Source organism: Paenibacillus sp. strain BS8-2 (genome assembly GCF_054483835.1).
Genome location: NZ_CM137010.1, coordinates 3253829 through 3272505, shown reverse-complemented (window position 1 = coordinate 3272505; position 18677 = coordinate 3253829). Strand labels below are relative to the sequence as shown.

At 50.8% G+C, this 18677-nt stretch carries 18 protein-coding genes; 4 read left to right on the top strand and 14 right to left on the bottom strand.

The features are described from left to right. Positions 1-3 precede the first annotated feature (3 nt). Positions 4-1071 carry a Gfo/Idh/MocA family protein gene (locus ACX1C1_RS13990; protein WP_458952807.1) on the bottom strand — a complete coding sequence of 356 codons (1068 nt, stop codon included), beginning with the start codon at positions 1069-1071 and terminating at the stop codon, positions 4-6. 68 nt (positions 1072-1139) lie between these two features. Further along, positions 1140-2222 carry an MBL fold metallo-hydrolase gene (locus ACX1C1_RS13985; protein WP_458952806.1) on the bottom strand — a complete coding sequence of 361 codons (1083 nt, stop codon included), beginning with the start codon at positions 2220-2222 and terminating at the stop codon, positions 1140-1142. 148 nt (positions 2223-2370) lie between these two features. Between ACX1C1_RS13985 and ACX1C1_RS13980 the strand changes: the two genes are divergently transcribed. Continuing rightward, positions 2371-3525, top strand: a complete 1155-nt coding sequence (locus ACX1C1_RS13980; RefSeq protein ID WP_458952805.1) for a conserved virulence factor C family protein — start codon at positions 2371-2373, stop codon at positions 3523-3525. Between the two features lie 76 nt (positions 3526-3601). On the opposite strand, the gene ACX1C1_RS13975 is transcribed toward ACX1C1_RS13980, so the two are convergent. The 3 genes from ACX1C1_RS13975 to mutY form a co-directional block, all read right to left on the bottom strand. Beyond that, the gene (locus ACX1C1_RS13975) at positions 3602-4840 is read right to left on the bottom strand and encodes a transglutaminase domain-containing protein (protein ID WP_458952804.1); all 1239 of its coding nucleotides are present in this window, start codon (positions 4838-4840) and stop codon (positions 3602-3604) included. 123 nt (positions 4841-4963) lie between these two features. Next, the gene (locus tag ACX1C1_RS13970; RefSeq protein WP_458952803.1) at positions 4964-5596 is read right to left on the bottom strand and encodes a bifunctional 4-hydroxy-2-oxoglutarate aldolase/2-dehydro-3-deoxy-phosphogluconate aldolase; all 633 of its coding nucleotides are present in this window, start codon (positions 5594-5596) and stop codon (positions 4964-4966) included. A gap of 41 nt (positions 5597-5637) precedes the next feature. Further along, positions 5638-6846: an A/G-specific adenine glycosylase gene (gene mutY, locus ACX1C1_RS13965; protein ID WP_458952802.1), complete on the bottom strand. Its 1209-nt coding sequence runs from the start codon at positions 6844-6846 to the stop codon at positions 5638-5640. Between the two features lie 148 nt (positions 6847-6994). On the opposite strand from mutY, the gene ACX1C1_RS13960 reads away from it, so the two are divergent. Further along, positions 6995-7357 (top strand): c-type cytochrome, encoded by a 363-nt coding sequence (locus tag ACX1C1_RS13960; protein WP_458952801.1) that lies wholly within the window; start codon positions 6995-6997, stop codon positions 7355-7357. Between the two features lie 175 nt (positions 7358-7532). Here the strand turns inward: ACX1C1_RS13960 and ACX1C1_RS13955 are convergent, their stop codons facing one another. The 6 genes from ACX1C1_RS13955 to ACX1C1_RS13930 all read right to left on the bottom strand — a co-directional run bounded on the left by ACX1C1_RS13955 (position 7533) and on the right by ACX1C1_RS13930 (position 12351). Further along, positions 7533-7805 carry a hypothetical protein gene (locus ACX1C1_RS13955; RefSeq protein WP_458952800.1) on the bottom strand — a complete coding sequence of 91 codons (273 nt, stop codon included), beginning with the start codon at positions 7803-7805 and terminating at the stop codon, positions 7533-7535. A gap of 56 nt (positions 7806-7861) precedes the next feature. Further along, positions 7862-8260 (bottom strand): holo-ACP synthase, encoded by a 399-nt coding sequence (gene acpS / locus ACX1C1_RS13950; protein WP_458952799.1) that lies wholly within the window; start codon positions 8258-8260, stop codon positions 7862-7864. Between the two features lie 38 nt (positions 8261-8298). Then, on the bottom strand, positions 8299-9108 hold the full coding sequence (gene nadE, locus ACX1C1_RS13945; protein WP_458952798.1) for an ammonia-dependent NAD(+) synthetase: 810 nt from the start codon (positions 9106-9108) through the stop codon (positions 8299-8301). Positions 9109-9118: 10 nt separating this feature from the next. Beyond that, on the bottom strand, positions 9119-9556 hold the full coding sequence (locus tag ACX1C1_RS13940) for a BrxA/BrxB family bacilliredoxin (RefSeq protein ID WP_458952797.1): 438 nt from the start codon (positions 9554-9556) through the stop codon (positions 9119-9121). A gap of 162 nt (positions 9557-9718) precedes the next feature. After that, complete coding sequence (locus ACX1C1_RS13935) at positions 9719-11401, bottom strand: ATP-binding protein (protein ID WP_458952796.1); 1683 nt, start codon at positions 11399-11401, stop codon at positions 9719-9721. A 38-nt stretch (positions 11402-11439) separates the two neighbouring features. Continuing rightward, positions 11440-12351 (bottom strand): alpha/beta hydrolase, encoded by a 912-nt coding sequence (locus tag ACX1C1_RS13930; protein ID WP_458952795.1) that lies wholly within the window; start codon positions 12349-12351, stop codon positions 11440-11442. A 203-nt stretch (positions 12352-12554) separates the two neighbouring features. Between ACX1C1_RS13930 and ACX1C1_RS13925 the strand changes: the two genes are divergently transcribed. Next, a complete protein-coding gene (locus ACX1C1_RS13925; RefSeq protein ID WP_458952794.1) occupies positions 12555-13826 on the top strand; it encodes a BaiN/RdsA family NAD(P)/FAD-dependent oxidoreductase in 1272 nt (423 codons plus the stop codon). 91 nt (positions 13827-13917) lie between these two features. Here the strand turns inward: ACX1C1_RS13925 and ACX1C1_RS13920 are convergent, their stop codons facing one another. The 3 genes from ACX1C1_RS13920 to xylA form a co-directional block, all read right to left on the bottom strand. Beyond that, on the bottom strand, positions 13918-14310 hold the full coding sequence (locus ACX1C1_RS13920) for a hypothetical protein (RefSeq protein ID WP_458952793.1): 393 nt from the start codon (positions 14308-14310) through the stop codon (positions 13918-13920). A 146-nt stretch (positions 14311-14456) separates the two neighbouring features. Continuing rightward, on the bottom strand, positions 14457-15947 hold the full coding sequence (gene xylB / locus ACX1C1_RS13915; protein WP_458952792.1) for a xylulokinase: 1491 nt from the start codon (positions 15945-15947) through the stop codon (positions 14457-14459). A gap of 53 nt (positions 15948-16000) precedes the next feature. Then, on the bottom strand, positions 16001-17314 hold the full coding sequence (gene xylA / locus ACX1C1_RS13910) for a xylose isomerase (RefSeq protein ID WP_458952791.1): 1314 nt from the start codon (positions 17312-17314) through the stop codon (positions 16001-16003). Positions 17315-17454: 140 nt separating this feature from the next. Here xylA and ACX1C1_RS13905 point away from each other — a divergent pair, with 140 nt between their 5' ends. Beyond that, entirely contained in the window at positions 17455-18645 is a 1191-nt protein-coding gene (locus ACX1C1_RS13905) for an ROK family protein (protein WP_458952790.1), read from the top strand. Positions 18646-18677: the final 32 nt, after the last annotated feature.

Here is an 18677-nt window from a genome sequence, read left to right as displayed (position 1 = left end):
TGCTTATTTCCAGTTTAGCTTTACTTCATTCCCAGTACGGGAGGACTCGTAGATCGCATCTAATATCCGATTGTTCGTATATCCCGACAACGCCGATGTAATCGGTTCTTTACCCTCACGAATACATTCGATGAAGTGGTTCGTCATCAAATCTCGTTCATCCGCTTCATCCTCTGACACAATCTCGGTCTCAACGACTTCGTTGTCCGCATGCGTCAAATATGTACTCTTGTCGCCGACGATGGAAACACCGCCTTTGGTACCCATCAGATGTACGAACGGCGCTTCCGGCAGCCCGGCAGCGTGTGCAGCCCAGCTGACTTCAAGAGACAAAGTAGCACCATTATCGAGCTTAATCAGTGCGGATGCAAGATCCTCGACGTCGTAATAGCCATCCCAGTTCGGCGTCCCCCAAGTGCCTATCCCCTCACGCTTAGGTCCAAATTCAGCATATGTCGATCCATAGACGGAAATCGGCTTCGGGTTGCCCATTAGGTATAACGATAAGTCCAGCATATGCACGCCGATGTCGATAAGCGGACCGCCGCCTGCAAGATCTTTGCGAGTGAACCAAGAGCCCCAGCCCGGTATCCCCTTCCTCCGGAACCAGCCTGCTTTCGCGTTGTAGACATCGCCGACATCACCAGCGTCGATTCTGGACTTGACCACTCGGTTCAGTGCCTTCCAGCGCATCTGGTGAGACATCATCAGCACCTTGCCGGATTCGGCAGCCTTAAAGGCGATCGTTCGCGCCGCTTCGGAATCAATCGCCATCGGTTTCTCCAAGAGGACGTGCTTGCCACGACTCAACGCTTCGATGGCCAGCGCCGCATGGAATTGATTCGGTACGCCGATGACAACGGCATCAATGTTCGAATCTTCCAACAGCTCCTGCGGATTGCCGTACACGGCACCAATGCCGTGTTCTTCGGCGCGCTGCTGTGCGAGTGGCAAGTACGCATCAGCAACTGCAGTTACCTCTGCTCCTTCTGCCTTCTTGAAGGCGCCGATATGAATATTACCGATGGCTCCGGCGCCAATAATACCTACTTTGAGATTCGTATGACTCATCTTTCATGTATCCTCCCGCGAATGAATGTGCGTATTCAAGTACAGATAAGGGCAATAATGGCCATCATTTACTTTGTTCCTGCAAGCTTCCAAGTCTCGCCATGAGGGAGCACGACAATTTGATCTTCCTGCAGTTTACGGCGGCATCGCTCCGCTTCCAACCGTTCGAGCGCCTCCTGCGGAGTATCATCGGCCAGCTTGAACGCCCCATAGTGCATAGGTACGAACCACTTTGCTCCTGTATCCTCAAACGCCTGCAACGCTTCTTCCGGCGTCACATGCTGCGGGCCCATAAACCATTCCGGCTCATAAGCACCAATGGGCAACAAAGCAACATCGATATCGAATCGTCTGCCGATCTCCTTGAAGCCTGTGAAATAACCGCTGTCCCCCGCAAAATAAATCGTTGGATTCGCGCAGACAAGCGGTCTGTCTTCTAGAGTCGGGGCGTAAGTTGCCGCAATCTCGCGTCTGACAATCTCTGCCTCAGCAGCAGACGCGTCATTTGACTCAACCGTCGTATGCAGTTCCTTGACCTGATCAAGATGCTGAAACGATTCACCACATGTCTGAACGATCCAACCGCCCCAATGTGATCGATTCGTATCCCAGGGGTTGCGCCTCGTCCAGTGCTGCGAGGGCACGAACGTAAACGAAACATCCCCGATTTGCATCGACTCCCACCAATGCAGCTCCTTTACCCTCGAGAGACCTTTTAGTCGAAGCTTGGAACCGAGCCCTGCAGGTACAAGTATTTGCTTGGACCCCGCAAGCTTCCTAATGGAGCCGATGTTGAGATGATCATAATGCGAATGAGAGATTAGGACAACATCAATCGGTGGAACCTGATGGATCGGAATGCCTGGCGGGGTAAGCCGCTTCTGGAACGCCATCTGTTCCGACCATACGGGGTCGGTCATAATGTTAAGACCGGCGATCTGTATCAGAAAGGTGGAGTGACCGATCCACGTGATGGAGGGATGCTCCGTGTTATTTTGTAGAAACTGCACATCAGGCTCCACATTCGGCACACGGTACGAATAATCCTTCTCCTTCAGCTTTTTGACCCGCTCATGCCTCCATCTCTTGAATTGCTTGTATGAATTCTGCTGTACGACCTCATTCTGATTCGAGAAACGTCTGATTCGCAATAGCAGATTCCTCCTAAGTGCTTCTGACTTAACACTAAGATACCAAGCAAATGGCATGGATTGCAAATAAAGGTTTCCTAACGAAAGCCCATTTTTCGAAAATACGCCGTGCACATGGTATAGTAAATAGAAAAGGAGGGACTCTCGCATGAAACTATTGTCTATAGAGCCGACGCCAAGCCCAAATTCCATGAAGCTGAACGTGGATGAGACGCTGGCGCACGGACATAGAGCAACATACAAATCAAGTGAAGCTGCGGAGGCTCCGCATCCCTATAACGAGCTTCTGCTCATTGACGGCGTTCGCGGGCTGTTCCGCACCGCAGACTTTATCGCATTAGACCGCAAGCCTGGAGCAGACTGGGCGCGCATACTGGGAGAAGCTCGAACGTTGTTGCAAGCGGGCGGCGATCATGCAGGAGCCACGGATGCTCAGCAGAGTATGGCCGCAGGTTATGGCGAAGCGCAGGTGCTTGTGCAAATGTTTCGCGGTATACCGATGCAGATACGCGTCCGCAGCACTACGGGCGAGACTCGTTCCGCGCTGCCAGCCAAGTTCGGCGAAGCCGTAAGCCGTGCCGCAGGTTCATCCATGATTCGGGAGCGAATGTTGGAGGAGCTTGGTGTCCGATATGGTGAGCCCGAGGACATTGCGGCAGAGATTGTGAGGGAGCTTGACGCATCCTATGACGAGAATCGTCTGTCTGCGCTTGTAGAAGCAGCTCAAGCGGCAGGGGCTGGTGTTGACCAATCAACTGCACCGGTTGCTCCTCGCCCAGCGCCTCTAAGCCTGGAGGAAGCAACGGCTGCATTCGAGTCCACTGACTGGCAAAGCCGCTACGCCGCTCTTGATCGTTACGTCAGTGCGCCCGAGGGACTTCCGCTCCTCGCTAAGGCGATCCGAGACGAGAACGCTTCGGTACGCAGGCTTGCCGTCATTTATTTGGGCGACCTGCGTTCGCCCGAAGCGCTGCAGCTTCTGATCGAAGCGCTGCAGGATGCTTCAGCATCAGTTCGGCGTACAGCCGGCGATACGTTGTCCGACATCGGAGATCCGGTAGCAATAGGTCCTATGATTACAGCGCTGCAGGACAAAAACAAGCTTGTTCGTTGGCGCGCCGCCCGCTACCTGTTTGAGCTAGGAGACGAGTCCGCTGTAGATGCCCTGCGCGAGGCTGCCAAGGATACTGAGTTTGAGATACAACTTCAGGCTCAGATCGCGCTTGAACGGATTCTTCGCGGCGAAGAAGCAGCCGGCTCCGTCTGGCAGCAGATGACCGCTGCTCGCAGCGGTCAATCCTGATTAGATCCTATTAGCAAGCTAATGAGAAAAAACAAAGCCCTTCACTTCCTAATGGGAAGTCGAAAGGGCTTTGTTTTTACGGATATTCCAGCTGAATGCTGACGATCAATGATCCTTCTCCCGCATATGGTTCATAGCTCGCCCGATAGCCAACTGCCACCGGTGCATCCTCGAATGCTTCCTTAAGCGCTTCTGGGAAACCGGAGCCCTCCGTATAACGGAATTGCATACTGCCAGCTCCTTTACGGATGGCGTTTGATACCGCGTGTTTGAGCGCATCCTTACCGCGGACCGTATTCTCCTCTTCCAGCCAATGCAGTCCTAATGCAAGTTTAAGCTTCGTAGCTAACCTTGCATCTTGCGCTGAAGCGCTTTGCTCCATGACGTGAAGCGCGTCTGCATAGGTTGAGCTTGCTGCGGGGTATACTCGCGTCCATTGATGATCGCGGCGGAGCTCATCATCTGCCAGTAGATAATAGGTATAACGAATGGGAGATTCCGACTTCGCTCCAACCGGATCATCCCATGTCATGTCGAGATGATACCATCTGTTATCCAGCTTCACCATGTTCCAGGCATGCTCTCCCGTATTGACCGAGCCTTCGGCGATCAGTACATCGAGACCAGCCTTCTCAAGCATGCGATAACCCAGAAGCGAGTAGCCTTGGCAGACCGCCTTGCCTAACGTAACCGCTTCATACGCGGTATAGTACGACAATGATTGATCATACTCCACATTGGACACGATCCAGTCGTGAATCGCTTTGACTTTCTCGTGGTCGCTCATTCCCGGTTTCAATATCTCTGCTATAATCTCGTCGACCTTACGTTCTACGACGGCGGTCTGTTCTTCCGTTTCGCGAAATTTACTCTCGACTGTAATTGTCGATTTGGTGCCCCAGCTGCGAATCGTATACAGGTATGATTCGAGAATATAAGCCGAATAATCGTCATGTCTCAGCGCTGCTCTTATAATATCTGTCATGTCGTCGGACAATTGCTTGCGATTACCGGTATAAGAAACGGAAAATCGATCCGCGCGCGATTGAAAACCTGCAGCAAGCTCCAGCTCAAGTTTATCGTATGGCCCTTCCTCAGAACCAACCGCCGATTGTGATGGGTCTATATTTGCCGCCTCAGCATCCCCCGTATCCGTCAATTCGAACTTTTTCACTTTAATAGGTTCCTTGCTAATTGCCTCCACCGGCTCGTCCGAACCTGCAAGAGCCGGAAACCAATCCATCTTTAACTCCAAACTATATGCCGCCAGTACAATAATACCCAACACCAGAAGCCTGGTTATTATATTTCGCATACCCGCCTCCTTGCTCTCGCTCTCTTCCTACCATCATATGCTTATATTAACGTTTCATACTCGGATCGGAAGATTTCAAGAAGATACTTTGCTTGGGAGAGCGGGCTGCGACCACCCTGCCGACTATAATTGCTGCACCACTTCCGTGAACTGACGGGCTCTCTCCGACACGAGATCCAGTCTGCCTTCCCTTACCCAGTCCAGCGAAAGCAGCTTGCCCCCCATTCCGACTGCATCTGCGCCCGCCGCAAAATATTCTTTAATATTAGAGAGGTCTACGCCGCCTGTTGCCAGGATAGGCACCTTATCGAGCGGTCCTCTAATTTCCTTGAGATATCCGATTCCAAGCGTCCCCATCGGGAATAACTTCACCGCGCTCGCGCCTGCTTTGACCGCTTTTACAATCTCTGTAGGCGTCATGACGCCAGGCCATACCGCAACCCCTCGCTCCTGACCGTATGCGATAACTTCTTCGTCCAAGTTTGGTGAGATCAAGAACTGTGCGCCTGCATCGATCGCTCTTCTGGCATAATCGACATCGAGCACAGTGCCTGCGCCAATTACAGCTTCCTCGCCAAACTTGGTGCGCCAGCGCTCGATAATTGTGGTTGCCCCTTCGGTGTTCATTGTGACTTCCATCATCCGGATGCCTCCGTCAATTAGCGCTTGCGCAGCACCATCCGCCTGACTGTCTTCAATACCGCGTAATATTGCAACGATTTTATGCTCCCTTAGCTTCATTAGCATGCTGTCCATCAACCTTACCCCTCTCTCGCCAATCTTCGACTAGTACTCCGCTACTGCCAGTGTTGATTTAATATTCGGAGAAACACGTTCGGGAATGGCAGAACCTCCATGTCGCGTTTCGTTATCCATCTATAGACCAGACCGTCCGGTCCCTTAAATTCATCTTGAACATCCGTAGTCACATATGAAGTCTTGGACTCCGCCGCGGCCATTGCCGAACCTGCACTCGGAGTTGAAGTTTCTAATCCAACACTCCCTAGCTCCGCTCGAAATACTCTCATTCTCCAAATGATATGGCTGAATATATGTTCAGTATCCAACAGCCATTCGGTTGGATGGATAAAGAGTGCAGCGCTAGCTTGCGTATCTCGGATAAGCGCCTCTGCCATATCAGGCTGCTCCTTTATTGCAGCTGCTGCGAACATCGCTTCGGAGGAAGCGGGCAACAGAACATGCGGCAGCTCCCACATTTGGGCAAGCAGACCTGTGTCCGGACGTCGGCGAACCAGCACACGTCCCTTGTCCTCCACGATCGTAACGGCGCGATATTCGTTACGCGGCGCTTTCGCTTTGGTCTTGATCGGCAGCATCGTTTCTTTGCCTGCCAGCCTTCCTTCACATAGCTCCATCACGGGACATGTCAGGCAGCCAGGAGACTTGGGCGTACAAATCAATGCGCCTAGCTCCATCAATGCTTGATTGAAATCGCCTGCCGCATCACCTGGAATGAGCGTTACCGCAAGCTTTTCGATCTTCACTCTAGTCGATGGTTTAGCGATATCATCCTCCAGGCAGAAGTAACGAGACAACACTCGCATCACATTACCGTCCACAGCCGGATAAGGTCGGTTAAAGGCAATACTCATAACCGCGCCGCTTGTATACGGACCTACGCCCTTCAGTCCCGATACGGCATTATGGTCATCTGGTATGACACCATCGTACAGCTCCATGACCATCTTGGCGCCGGCTTGCAGATTTCGCGCACGCGAATAATAACCAAGCCCTTCCCATCGTTTAAGCACTTCTTCCTCTGGCGCCTCCGCTAATGCCCGCACCGTTGGGAATTGCTCCATGAATGCCTTGTAATACGGAATGACCGTGTCCACCCTCGTCTGTTGCAGCATAATCTCGGATACCCATACACGATAAGGATCACGATTCAGCCTCCATGGCAGATCGCGTTTTTGCAGCCTGTACCAAGACAGCAGCTCCGTACTGAAATATATTCGTTGTTCTTGTTGTTCGATAATAGCCATCTATCCGTCGTTCCTTCCTTGTCTGCCAATCATCCGCCGCCGGCGGGGTTGTTTCATCTGTTCGTCTATGACTATACTCTATTATACGGATACGTCAACCATAATCATATGCTGCAACGATATGACGGGCGTTGAAAGGGGCTTCGACATGATTCATGAGCAATTTTCAAATAGACATCTCAACTACTTAAGCCTAATCGCGTTAGTGCCATTACTCTTGATTGCATCAGCTTGCGGGAACCACGCTGACAAAGGCGCTGAGCTTCGCGACGCGCCGAACGCGACGGCGGCACTGTATCAATCGCGATGCCTTTCTTGTCATGGAAGCGAGCTGCAAGGCCGCGTCGGCAACGAAACGAATCTGCAGCAAGTCGGCGCGCGCTTATCCGCCGAAGATATCGCTGCACAAATTCGTGACGGCAGCGAGGATGGACTCATGCCAGCATTCGGCGACCAGTTGACGGAAGAACAAATCACTGGACTCTCTGACTGGCTCGCTGGCAAGCGTTAACGCTAAGTTTAAGTGACAGCTATTTTCACCTGCAACAGTGATCGCACTAAAAAAGGCGTCCAGCTGCTAAAAACATTCCAGACATAAGCAGGCGACCATTCTACTCGAATGATTGCCAGCAACATAGCCCATAATGTTCTTATGCTGTAACGCCTCTATTATTAGTGAAGAGCTTCTATTTTGGGAAACCCATCTCGCCGGCAGCTTTCCGATGATCGCTGCGCGGCAATGCTCCCCGCTGTGATTGAATAATAGATCCCTTATACGTCCAGACGGTGTCGCCCATGTAGGGATGCGCAGGGAAAATATCGCCTTGCATAAGCAGCAAGCCATCTCCCCATTCATTCTCGTACATACCTTCGAGCTGCACTCTCTTGCCGCTTCTACCTCTTTGTTTGGTGCTGCGGCTGTTATGACTATTTTCTTCGCGGTGCCATCCCTTCATCATGAGCGACTCCTCTCATGCCATACTTGTTACATTACATTCCAAGTATGGGCAAGAGGTTACCGCTTTATCCGTTCTACGATTGCAAAGGCCGAAGCAATAGCCCGTTCATGCGTTATCGTAACATGGATGGTGATGTATTCGGGATTGAGGCCAAGCCGCGTCCATGCTGCTTCGGACAAACCGCATAACGGCTTACCGCTGGCATCGCGATAAATTTCGATATCGTGAAAACCTAGCTGACCTCCAATACCGCATCCCAGCGCTTTGGATACTGCTTCTTTGGCAGCGAATCTGCCTGCCGTATATTGATGCAACCGAGCACCTTGATAAGACTCGGCGAGCTCTCGCTCGCCATCCGTCAAGACACGCCTCAGGAAGCGGTCTCCACGCTCCCCATCCAGCAATGATTCTACTCGCAAGACGTCTGTTAAGTCATGTCCGATTCCAATAATCATGTTTGCACCCCACCCCCAAACTTATCGCTTTGAGGACGTTAGATACCCGGAATGCCGGACCTCTTATGTTCCGTCTTCAGATATTGTTTCTCGAGCTTCTCGCTCACTTCCGGCGAAATTTCCTTGCCTTCAAGATAAGCGCTGTTGTCGTCATACAGGATGCCTAGTTCGCCTTCGTCCGTCTGTCCGTCCCATAGTCCCGCGGTTGGCGCTTTGTCGAGCACGCTCTTAGGCACGCCGATGTGGGCGGCAATTTGGCGAACTTGACGTTTGTTAAGCGTACTAAGCGGCGTGATGTCGACTGCTCCGTCACCCCACTTGGTGTAGAAGCCCGTAATTGCTTCAGACGCATGATCTGTGCCTACGACCAACAAATTCAGGTCGAACGCAAGCGCGTATTGCATGACCATCCGCGTTCTGGCCTTCACGTTACCCTTGCCGCCTCGGCTGATATGGCGAGGAATACCCAGCTGCTTGAAGCTATGCTCAACCTCAAGCGCTATCTCATCTACAGCCTCAGCGATATTGGTCTCTGCCTTGTAGCGCAAATCAAAAGCATCCGCTACAGCATAGCTGTCTGCGATATCTGACTGATCTCCATACGGCTGAAACACACCCAGCGTCAAATATTCTTTGCCAGACTCTTCGCTCAGCTCATCCGTAGCGATCTTGCATAATCCCGCCGCTACTGCGCTGTCGATGCCCCCGCTAATAGCGATCAGTAATCCAGACGTGCCAGAATTCAATACATATTGCTTGAGGAAGTCAACGCGTTTGCGTACTTCGGCTGCTGGATCGATTGTCGGTTGAACACCCAGGCGTTCGATAATTTGTTGTTGTAGGCTCATATATTAGCTCCTATTTCGCGCAATATTTGTCGAAGGCATCCGATAGATCTGCAGCGATATCAGCCGCGGAACGATTCTCGATTTGGTGACGTTCGATGAAGTGTACGAGCTCTCCGTCCTTCATAAGAGCAATCGAAGGAGAGGATGGCGGATATGGCGCAAAATATTCGCGCGCCTTCGCCGTTGCTTCTTTGTCCTGGCCAGCAAATACAGTGAACAGGTGATCAGGCGTCAATTCGTTATTCAACGCTTCCGCAACGCCAGGACGGCATTGTCCGGCTGCGCATCCGCATACGGAGTTGATAACGATCAATGCAGTACCGCTTGCACCAGGCACATTCTCTTCAACCTCTTCTGGCGTACGAAGCTCCTTGATTCCCAATTTCGTTAAGTCGTCGCGCATCGGCTGGACCATATCCATCATATACCGTTCGAATGACATAGACATGAAGAACACTCCTTTTATTGTGGTGATTTTTGCTACTATTATAACGCCCCTTACGAAAATAAAGCAACCGGAGCCAATGCTCCGGCTGCTAAATAGCCGCTAATCGCCCTGCTCGCGTGAGTTCCAACGCTGTGAACACTCTAAATCAAAAGGAGGTACACTTTACTGCGGTGTAGTATGTGCATTTCCTTTCTCGGATATGTCGAAGGTGACGATAAAGGTCGTGCCTTTGCCCTCGCAGGTTTCGATGTCGATCCGTCCATTATGCCGTTCAGCAATGCTGAGACAAAGCGGCAAGCCAAGTCCAGTTCCGCGAGTCTTGGTCGTATAGAACGGCTCGAACAAGTTGTCTAGCTTGTCCTTCTGGATCCCGACTCCTTCATCTGCAATATGTATACTGATTTCCTCGCTCGTGCAAGTTGTAATGATCTTAAGTACGCCCTTGTCCTCCATCGCTTCCATACCGTTGCGAGCTAGATTGAGCAAGAGCTGCTTTATTTCCCTGTCATTAAGATTCATAAGAGGCAAATCATCGCATAATTGAACCTCCAGCGATTGTCCCCGAAGATTCGCGTCAGCGTTAAGCAGTGGAACAAGATCATTGATTGTCGTATGGAGCGACGCCATCTCCATCTTAAGCTCACGATTCTGCGCGAGTGACAGGAAATCGCTGATAATCATATTGGCACGGTCGAGCTCTTCCATAATAATACGAAAATATTCGAATTGATTGGGCGAGCTGCGCTCTTGAATCAATTGTACGAAACCTCGGACAACTGCCATTGGATTACGAATCTCATGCGTAATACTGGCAGCCATCTGACCAACCAGACTTAAGCGCTCCATCCTGCCCCTCTCATCGCGTAGCTGCGCGAGCTCTGTAATGTCCTTGGCGATCAGAGCAGCACCTGTGACCTCGTTATCCTCGATTTCCCTTAATGTGACGGTCGTCATAATTAGCGTCAATGATTCCGCTTCCAGCTGCATGGTTGAGATACTGTCTCCGCGCAGCGCCCTGTCTAACAGATCCGTGATGGCATAGCTGTAATCAGGATCGAAGGCATCCAGGAAGGATCGATTCTTCAGCTTCTCGACTGTCTCGTTTTCATTACGAAACACGAATAACTTCAGCAATTCCTCGTTCGCGTGAGTAATGACTCCCTCGCTATCGACAATGACTACCGCTAGAGGCGCGTTATCGATAAATTGCTGGATCTTCTGCACCTCGTTCACATAGCTGACCGAGAGCAAATCCACCTCGTAATAAAGCTGCTGCTTCTCCTTGATGCTCTCTATGATATAGATCGACAACCACAAGGAGAGAAGCATGCCGATAATCGACAAAGCTATACCAACAACCGTTACGAGAGACCAGGATATCCCAATCGACGCGAGATACGTCTTGGCTAATAAGAGGATAACAAGCGCCACAACGGACATGATGAGCAAGCCAATCCGTTCCCTATTCGCGCTGTTTGATTGCTGGAATCTACGTATAAAGACGATGAGAAGAACCGAGAAAATCAGGATGGACAAAATAAAGCCCCATATCTCGGTAACATTGTCGAGTGTCGGCAGGCGAATAATCAAGTAGAGAAGGAACAAGGTCCCAAAAGCCCTGTATCCCCCATATAACGATCCAATTAGGAATGGGATGATACGAAAATCGGTATTGTAATCATAAATTTGGGTGGTCGTAAGCGCACACAACAATATGGATATGCCGCATGCAATCGTAATAAACGGCTCGAAGCCCTTCCAGCCGCGCTCCTTGTCATGCCATAACAAAAAGGCGAACACGGGGAGGACCGATAGGAAGAATTGCAGAAGCAGATCCTTCAACAAGGGAGACAGGCCTCCTTATCAACGACGTTATAGTAGATTTAGGCGTTCAAATTGTCGTTCATCCAAGCCAATATATCGTTTATCGTCTCATCGCTCCGCAGATCGTTGTGGAGCTCATGAAGCCCGCCTTCACAAGGTTGCCAATTACATTTCTCCCCCACCGACTCAGCAAGCTCTCTGCTTGCCTCAAAGGAAGTAACCCGATCAACGGTGCCGTGTAAGAGCAGCAGCGGTACATGGAGTTCTGCGCCGTGTCTTATTGCCCACTCTCCAGCATCCTGAATTTCAACAAACGCTCGTGGTGTAAGCGCTGTATGACTGAGCGGATCACCCTTCATGGAGCGGCTGCGCACAGCCTCTGTACCGTCCAGTCGGAATAGATCCTCTTCTTTGAGCCCTGTAGACATTGGCATAGTGGGCCAGATGAAAGCCAGTCTACGTCCGAGCCACTCTTTAAATGCAGGAGGATTGAAAGCAAGTCTGAGCCACGGACTCGTCAAAATTAATCCCTGAATTGCTGGTTTGGTACGCAAGACGCAATTGAGTGCAATATTGCCCCCCATGCTGTGACCATACAAAAACACGGGTACATCGGGATAAAGTTCGGCGCATTGCTCCAGCATGACGGTCATATCCGCAATCGCGGCTTCCATCGACAGCATATGCCCCCGTTTACCTTGCGATCGACCATGGCCATAATGATCATAAGCGACAACGGCATAACCGTTCTTAGCCATTGCTTCTGCTACATGCCCGTATCGTCCCCCATGCTCACCATGGCCGTGGGACAGACAGATAACAGCTTTAGAAGCACTGCTAATTGGTTCCCAGGAACGGACAAACAACGAAATAACGCCCGTGCCAGACACTTGCCATTCCGAATAGCGGATCTCGCTTGATGCGCCAAGATCCCCGACGTTTTTCGAGCTCCCGTCACCGCGCTGCACCATATTCGTCACAGCTCCTCATTTTCTTGTATAATAATTAGATTATACTGTAAACAACCAAATTGAATAGCATTTATTTGAATTTAAAGATCATATATTTTTATTGTAAGCTAGACTTCATATTATGAAATAATCCTTCAAAGTCCAGGTCGGCATGCGTACATGGTGCCTGGATCATATACGGAAAAGTCGTTAGGAGAATGGGTATGATGTATGATGTTATTATCGTGGGAGCCGGGTCGTCCGGATTAATGGCCGCGGTCTCAGCTGGAGAAGCGGGGGCTAATGTGCTCCTTCTCGACAAAGGGGACAAGCTTGGACGTAAACTTGGTATATCGGGCGGCGGCCGCTGCAATGTAACGAATGCCAAGGAGCTTGATGAACTAATCAAAAATATTCCAGGTAATGGAAAATATTTGCACAGCGCGCTCGCTACCTTCAGCAATCGTCATATCATGGCTTTTTTCGAGAAGCTTGGGATCGCGCTTAAAGAAGAAGACAACGGTCGGATGTTTCCAGTGACGGACAAAGCAAAGTCCGTTGTTGATGCGCTTGTGGGTAAAGTCAGGGGACTCGGGGTCGACATTCGTGTCAATTCCCCCGTGGAACGTGTGTTGTACGAGGAAGGCAAGGTTGTCGGAGCACAATTGAAATCAGGCGAGCTTATTCATTCCAAAAGTGTCATCATAGCTGTCGGGGGTAAGTCAGTGCCGCATACCGGCTCTACGGGAGATGGGTATGCTTGGGCGCAAGAAGCAGGCCACACGATAACGGAGCTCTTCCCTACAGAGGTGCCATTGACCTCCCGATCATCCTTTGTATTGAGCAAAGAATTGCAGGGCCTATCGCTCCGCGGAGTTGGGCTGAGTGTATGGAATGCCAAGGGCAAGGCCGTTATCACGCATGAGGGCGATATGATTTTCACACACTTTGGGTTATCCGGACCGATTGCGCTTCGCTGCAGCCAGTTTGTTGTCAAGGAGCTTCGGAAGAACGACGGAGATGTCTTAGTTACAATCGATCTTAAGCCGGACAAATCAGAAAACGAGCTATACACAGAAACGTTAGCCTTGTGTAAAGCGGATAGCCGAAAAGCGGTTAAGAATGTGCTGAAGGGATATTATCCGGAGCGGATGCTAAATTTGCTGTTCCTGAAATCCGGGGTGAAAGAGGATATCACCTTCGACAATATTCCGAAGCAGGGATGGCTGGAGCTGGCGCGAGTCGCCAAAGCATTCCCTTTGCGCATTAACGGAACCTTGTCTATCGAAGAAGCCTTTGTTACGGGAGGCGGAGTCCATCTGAAGGAAATCGATCCAAAGTCATTGCAATCGAAACTTATGGACGGACTTTATTTCTGCGGCGAAGTATTGGATATTCATGGTTACACTGGCGGTTACAATATCACGGCCGCATTCACAACCGGCTACAACGCAGGACGGCATGCGGCCGAAACTGCGCTATCTATCATGAGATAACAACGCGATGTACAAGAAATAGGGCTTCGCGATTTTCCCTATCCAGCATCGGGAAACACGGAGCCCTATTTGTTCTGCTTTCACTTTGGAATCAAATATGTACATCCCCAGAGAAGTGGTTGTACTCTCCAGCGTCTGGCAGAAATTCATCGTTCGTACACGCCTCGTCGTCGTCCCGGTTATGCGCGCCTTCCGCATCGATCCAGTCTTCGTTGACTACATGCGCTGGTATCGTAATGGCGTCCAGCGCATAAGCCGTGTTCGTCACTGTCTCTTCCGCGATATCCGCCTGCTCGACAAGCTGGCCTCCATGTGCTTGAGCGATCTCAAGCGCAGATGTCAGATCGCCTCCATCCACGTGAATATGCATGCGAGTATCTCCGTGCATAACAGGATCGTAACCAAGCTCCTGCAGCAGCTCTCTCGCCATAGCCGCGCTGCTATCGTCACTGTAATCAAATAGAATTGCCGATTGATGAGACAACGTGCATCTTTCCTTCCGAAGTGAATGTATTCGCAATAGCCATTTCCTGATCTTAGGATGCCAATTAGCGAGAAATTCATGCCTCCATGACTCCAAAATAAAGAAAAGCCGTTTGCCCTCATATAAGAAGGCAAACGGCTTTCAACTTATTTCCGGAATGGGGCCAGCGCTTCGTTAATCCCGCGTGTCGAAGCATATACCTGCTGATACGCGCGGAACAGTCCTTGGTATGCGACTGATGCCTCCGCTCTCGGTACATACTCGGATGCGTATTGCACGAAGTCCGAGGAGCAAGCCTCCAAACTTTCATACCAGCCACAGCCTAACGCAGCAAGCATAGCCGCGCCAAGTCCTGGACCCTGCTCATTCTCAAGCGACACGACCGTCGCACCGAATATATCCGCCTGCATTTGCAGCCAGACCGGATTCTGCGCGCCTCCGCCAATGGACACAATACGTTCAACCTTCTTGCCCGCGATACGGAACAAATCAAGTGATTCATTCAGTGAGAACGTGATACCCTCCATTACCGCCCTGGCAAAATGTTTGCGCTCATGCGATCCATCAATCCCTATAAAGCTGGCACGAATCGTGGAGTCCGCATGAGGTGTCCGCTCCCCTACCAGATAAGGCGTGAAGAGCAGACCTCCCGCTCCCGGCGGCAGCTCACCAACTTCGGCAAGCAGCTCATCGTATGACTCCTCCGGAGCGAATGTCTTCTTGAACCAACTAAGGCTGTAGCCTGCCGCCAGCGTAACGCCCATCGCATAGAACGCATCTTCTTTGCCATGGTTGAAGAAATGTACTTTGCCCTCGAAATCTTTGGACTTCTCTTCTTCGTAAGACAAAATAACGCCTGATGTACCGATGCTGCAAAGCGTCAAGCCTTCCGACAGTATGCCGGAGCCGATTGCACCACATGCATTGTCCGCACCGCCGGCAAATACTTTTGTTGCTGCGTTTAGCCCGGAACGATCGGCTGCTTCTGGCAACAGTATGCCCGTCTGTTGATGCGATTCGACTAGAGGGGGACAGAAGCTGCTCGGCAGGCCAAATGACTCCAGCACCTCTGCGCTCCATCTTTTCTCCGCTACTTCGAGCAGCAACGTACCGGCCGCGTCAGAATAATCCATATACTGCTCGCCAGTCAGCCGATATCGAACATAATCCTTGGGCAGCAGAAATGTCTCGGCGGAAGCAAAAGTTTCAGGCTCATGTTGGCGCACCCACAGAATCTTGGGCAGTGTGAAACCCTCAAGCGCAGGGTTACGTGTCAACTTAAGCAGCTTGTCACCAAGCGTACTTTCAATCTCGCGGCATTGCTCCGTTGTACGCGTATCATTCCAGAGTATCGCGTTGCGTACTGGTATTCCCGACTCATCCAACAGCACAAGTCCGTGCATTTGTCCGGAGAAGCTAATTCCTTCTATAGAAGAAGGATCAACTTTGCTCGTTAACTCGCGCAATGCTTCGTATGTCGCGTCAACCCAATCCTCGGGACGCTGTTCGCTCCAGCCGGAGCGTTCATGATACAGCGGATAGCTACGTGTCGATTCCGAGACGACCTTGCCCTCTCGATCCACCAACAGCGCCTTTACAGCACTAGTGCCGAGGTCTATTCCAATTACGTAACCCATTGTCTGGTAACCTCCTGCTCCTCATTCCAGATGATAAAGTGGTCCGCCGATTCTTAGACGCTGAAGATCGTTTCGCTCAACATCAGACGGATACGCTCTTGGCGACCGGATTCATTGACGATTGGATTGTTCTGCAGTGCGTATTGCTCAAGTGACTTCAGTGTCGCCTTGCCGGATACGATATCTGCGCCAATACCTTCCTTGAAGCTGCGATAGCGGTTATCTACAATGTTGTCCAGCGTGCGGTTCTCGATCAGCTTGGCAGCAGCTTTCAGGCCCCATGCAAAGCTGTCCATGCCCGCAATATGCGCCAAGAACAAATCATCGGCTTCGAACGATCCGCGGCGAACTTTGGCGTCGAAGTTAACACCGCCGCGACCGATGCCGCCTGCTTTCAATACTTCATACATCGTCAGCGTCGTGGAATATAGATCCGTTGGGAACTCGTCGGTATCCCAGCCAAGCAGCAGATCGCCTTGGTTCGCATCCAGTGATCCCAACATACCATTGATCGCAGCTGTACGAATTTCATGTTCAAAGGTATGACCCGCAAGCGTTGCATGGTTAGCTTCTAGATTCAGCTTGAATTTGTCTTTCAGACCGTACTTCTGCAAGAATGCGATCGTAGTCGCCGCATCGAAGTCATACTGGTGTTTAGTCGGCTCCTTCGGCTTTGGTTCAATCAGGAATTGAGCGTCGAAACCAATCTCGTTCGCGTAATCAATGGCCATATGATACAGACGAGCCAAGTTATCGAGCTCGAAGCCCATATCCGTATTCAGTAACGTTTCGTAGCCTTCGCGTCCACCCCAGAAGACGTAGTTTTCGGCGCCGAGCTCTTTGCCTACCTCGAGGCCTTTCTTAAGCTGTGCGCCTGCATAGGCGTACACATCCGCGTTACAAGTAGTGCCAGCACCATGAACGAAACGCGGATTCGTAAACATGTTAACCGTGTTCCAGAGCAGCTTCTTGCCGGAACCTTTCATCGCATCCTTCATTAGCGCAACGATCACATCAAGGTTTTGGTTAGTTTCTTGCAGTGTCGCTCCTTCTGGCGCGATATCAACATCATGGAAGCAGAAGTAAGGAATGTTCAGCTTCTCCATAAATTCAAAATTCGCTTCTACACGCGCTTTGGAACGATCAAGACCGTTGTATTGATCCCAGCCGCGCACCATCGTGCCAGATCCGAACGGATCAGATCCGTTAGCGTTGAACGTATGCCAGTAAGCAACCGCGAAACGAAGATGCTCCTCCATTGTTTTGCCAAGCACGACTTGGGAGGGATCGTAATGTTTAAAGGCTAAAGGATTATCGGAGCCTTTGCCTTCGAATGTAATAACCGGGATATCTTTGAAATAAGTCATGAGTATAAAATCCTCCTTCAAAATGAATACGTTTACCTTCTACAAGCAGAATAACACATCGTAACTTAGTTTGTCTATTAAACAAACTAAGTTATATGCTATACTTATTTATATAATTATCGAGTATATTTCATAATTGGATGACTATAGATGGGAGAACCGAATACGTGGCTACGAAACCGACGGGCGATCTGGCCCTCATCAAAAAAATGAACACCTCCATCGTGCTTGAAGCAGTACTCAAGCACGCTCCGCTATCGCGAGCAGGTATTTCGGAGAAGACGGGACTGAACAAAGCAACGGTATCAAGTCTCGTACAAGATTTGATCGATGCCCATCTCGTCTATGAGATCGGACCAGGAAAGTCCAGCGGCGGACGCAAACCCGTCATGCTGATGTTCAACGATACAGCCGGTTACGCCGTGGGTATCGATCTTGGCGTCAATTATATAAGAGGGATATTGACCGACCTTGCAGGCAATGTCGTAGCCAATCGATACTCGGAGCTTGGGCGATCGCGTGAAGATTTGCCGCTTGAACAGCTAATGAGCTGCATCGACCACTTGCTTGGAGAAGCGCCGGATAGTCCGTACGGCATCGTCGGAATGGGAGTAGGCGTGCCTGGTATCGTCGATGATCAAGGCACTATATTATTCGCGCCCAACATGAACCTGAAGCAGGTTGCGCTTAAACAGCTGCTGGAACAGCGTTACAACCTCCCTGTCACAATCGACAACGAAGCGAATGCTGGTGCCCAAGGCGAACAGCGGTACGGTGCGGGACGCGGCATTCGCAATCAAATATACGTTAGTGTCGGCATCGGGATTGGAACCGGCATTATTCTGAACAAAGAACTGTTCAAGGGAGCATCCGGATTCTCTGGCGAGCTCGGCCATCTCTCCATCCAGTATGACGGCAAACCTTGCAGCTGCGGCAATCGGGGCTGTTGGGAGCTGTACGCCTCAGAGAATTCGCTGCTTGAGCAAGCTGCAGAGCTTGGGTATGACAGTCTCGAGAAGCTGATCGCCGCTGCTGAACAAGGAGATGATCAAGTTCGGACGTTGTTCAGCGACATCGGTTCTTACCTCGGCGTCGGCGTCGCTAATATTGTAAATGTGTTTAATCCGGATGTCGTCATTATCGGTAACCGGATGAGTCGCGGAGCGAAGTGGCTTGGAGCTGCAATCCAGGAAGCAGTAGATGCACGCACGCTTTCGTATCATCGTGCTCAGCTGCGCATCTTGTTCGCAGAGCTGCAAGAGGAGTCGGCCGTACGCGGTGCGGCGTATTATGCAATTCGCGAGTTTTTCGCTAAGGTAAAGAGCGTGTAACGGACAAGGAAGCCATCTGACAAATTGTCATT

Coding starts and splice junctions, on each gene's coding strand:
- ACX1C1_RS13990 (WP_458952807.1), bottom strand. CDS start 1,071: ATGAGTCATACGAATCTCAAAGTAGGTATTATTGGCGCCGGAGCCATC.
- ACX1C1_RS13980 (WP_458952805.1), top strand. CDS start 2,371: ATGAAACTATTGTCTATAGAGCCGACGCCAAGCCCAAATTCCATGAAG.
- ACX1C1_RS13975 (WP_458952804.1), bottom strand. CDS start 4,840: ATGCGAAATATAATAACCAGGCTTCTGGTGTTGGGTATTATTGTACTG.
- ACX1C1_RS13970 (WP_458952803.1), bottom strand. CDS start 5,596: ATGGACAGCATGCTAATGAAGCTAAGGGAGCATAAAATCGTTGCAATA.
- mutY (WP_458952802.1), bottom strand. CDS start 6,846: ATGGCTATTATCGAACAACAAGAACAACGAATATATTTCAGTACGGAG.
- ACX1C1_RS13960 (WP_458952801.1), top strand. CDS start 6,995: ATGATTCATGAGCAATTTTCAAATAGACATCTCAACTACTTAAGCCTA.
- ACX1C1_RS13955 (WP_458952800.1), bottom strand. CDS start 7,805: ATGATGAAGGGATGGCACCGCGAAGAAAATAGTCATAACAGCCGCAGC.
- acpS (WP_458952799.1), bottom strand. CDS start 8,260: ATGATTATTGGAATCGGACATGACTTAACAGACGTCTTGCGAGTAGAA.
- nadE (WP_458952798.1), bottom strand. CDS start 9,108: ATGAGCCTACAACAACAAATTATCGAACGCCTGGGTGTTCAACCGACA.
- ACX1C1_RS13940 (WP_458952797.1), bottom strand. CDS start 9,556: ATGTCTATGTCATTCGAACGGTATATGATGGATATGGTCCAGCCGATG.
- ACX1C1_RS13930 (WP_458952795.1), bottom strand. CDS start 12,351: ATGGTGCAGCGCGGTGACGGGAGCTCGAAAAACGTCGGGGATCTTGGC.
- ACX1C1_RS13925 (WP_458952794.1), top strand. CDS start 12,555: ATGATGTATGATGTTATTATCGTGGGAGCCGGGTCGTCCGGATTAATG.
- xylB (WP_458952792.1), bottom strand. CDS start 15,947: ATGGGTTACGTAATTGGAATAGACCTCGGCACTAGTGCTGTAAAGGCG.
- xylA (WP_458952791.1), bottom strand. CDS start 17,314: ATGACTTATTTCAAAGATATCCCGGTTATTACATTCGAAGGCAAAGGC.
- ACX1C1_RS13905 (WP_458952790.1), top strand. CDS start 17,455: ATGACTATAGATGGGAGAACCGAATACGTGGCTACGAAACCGACGGGC.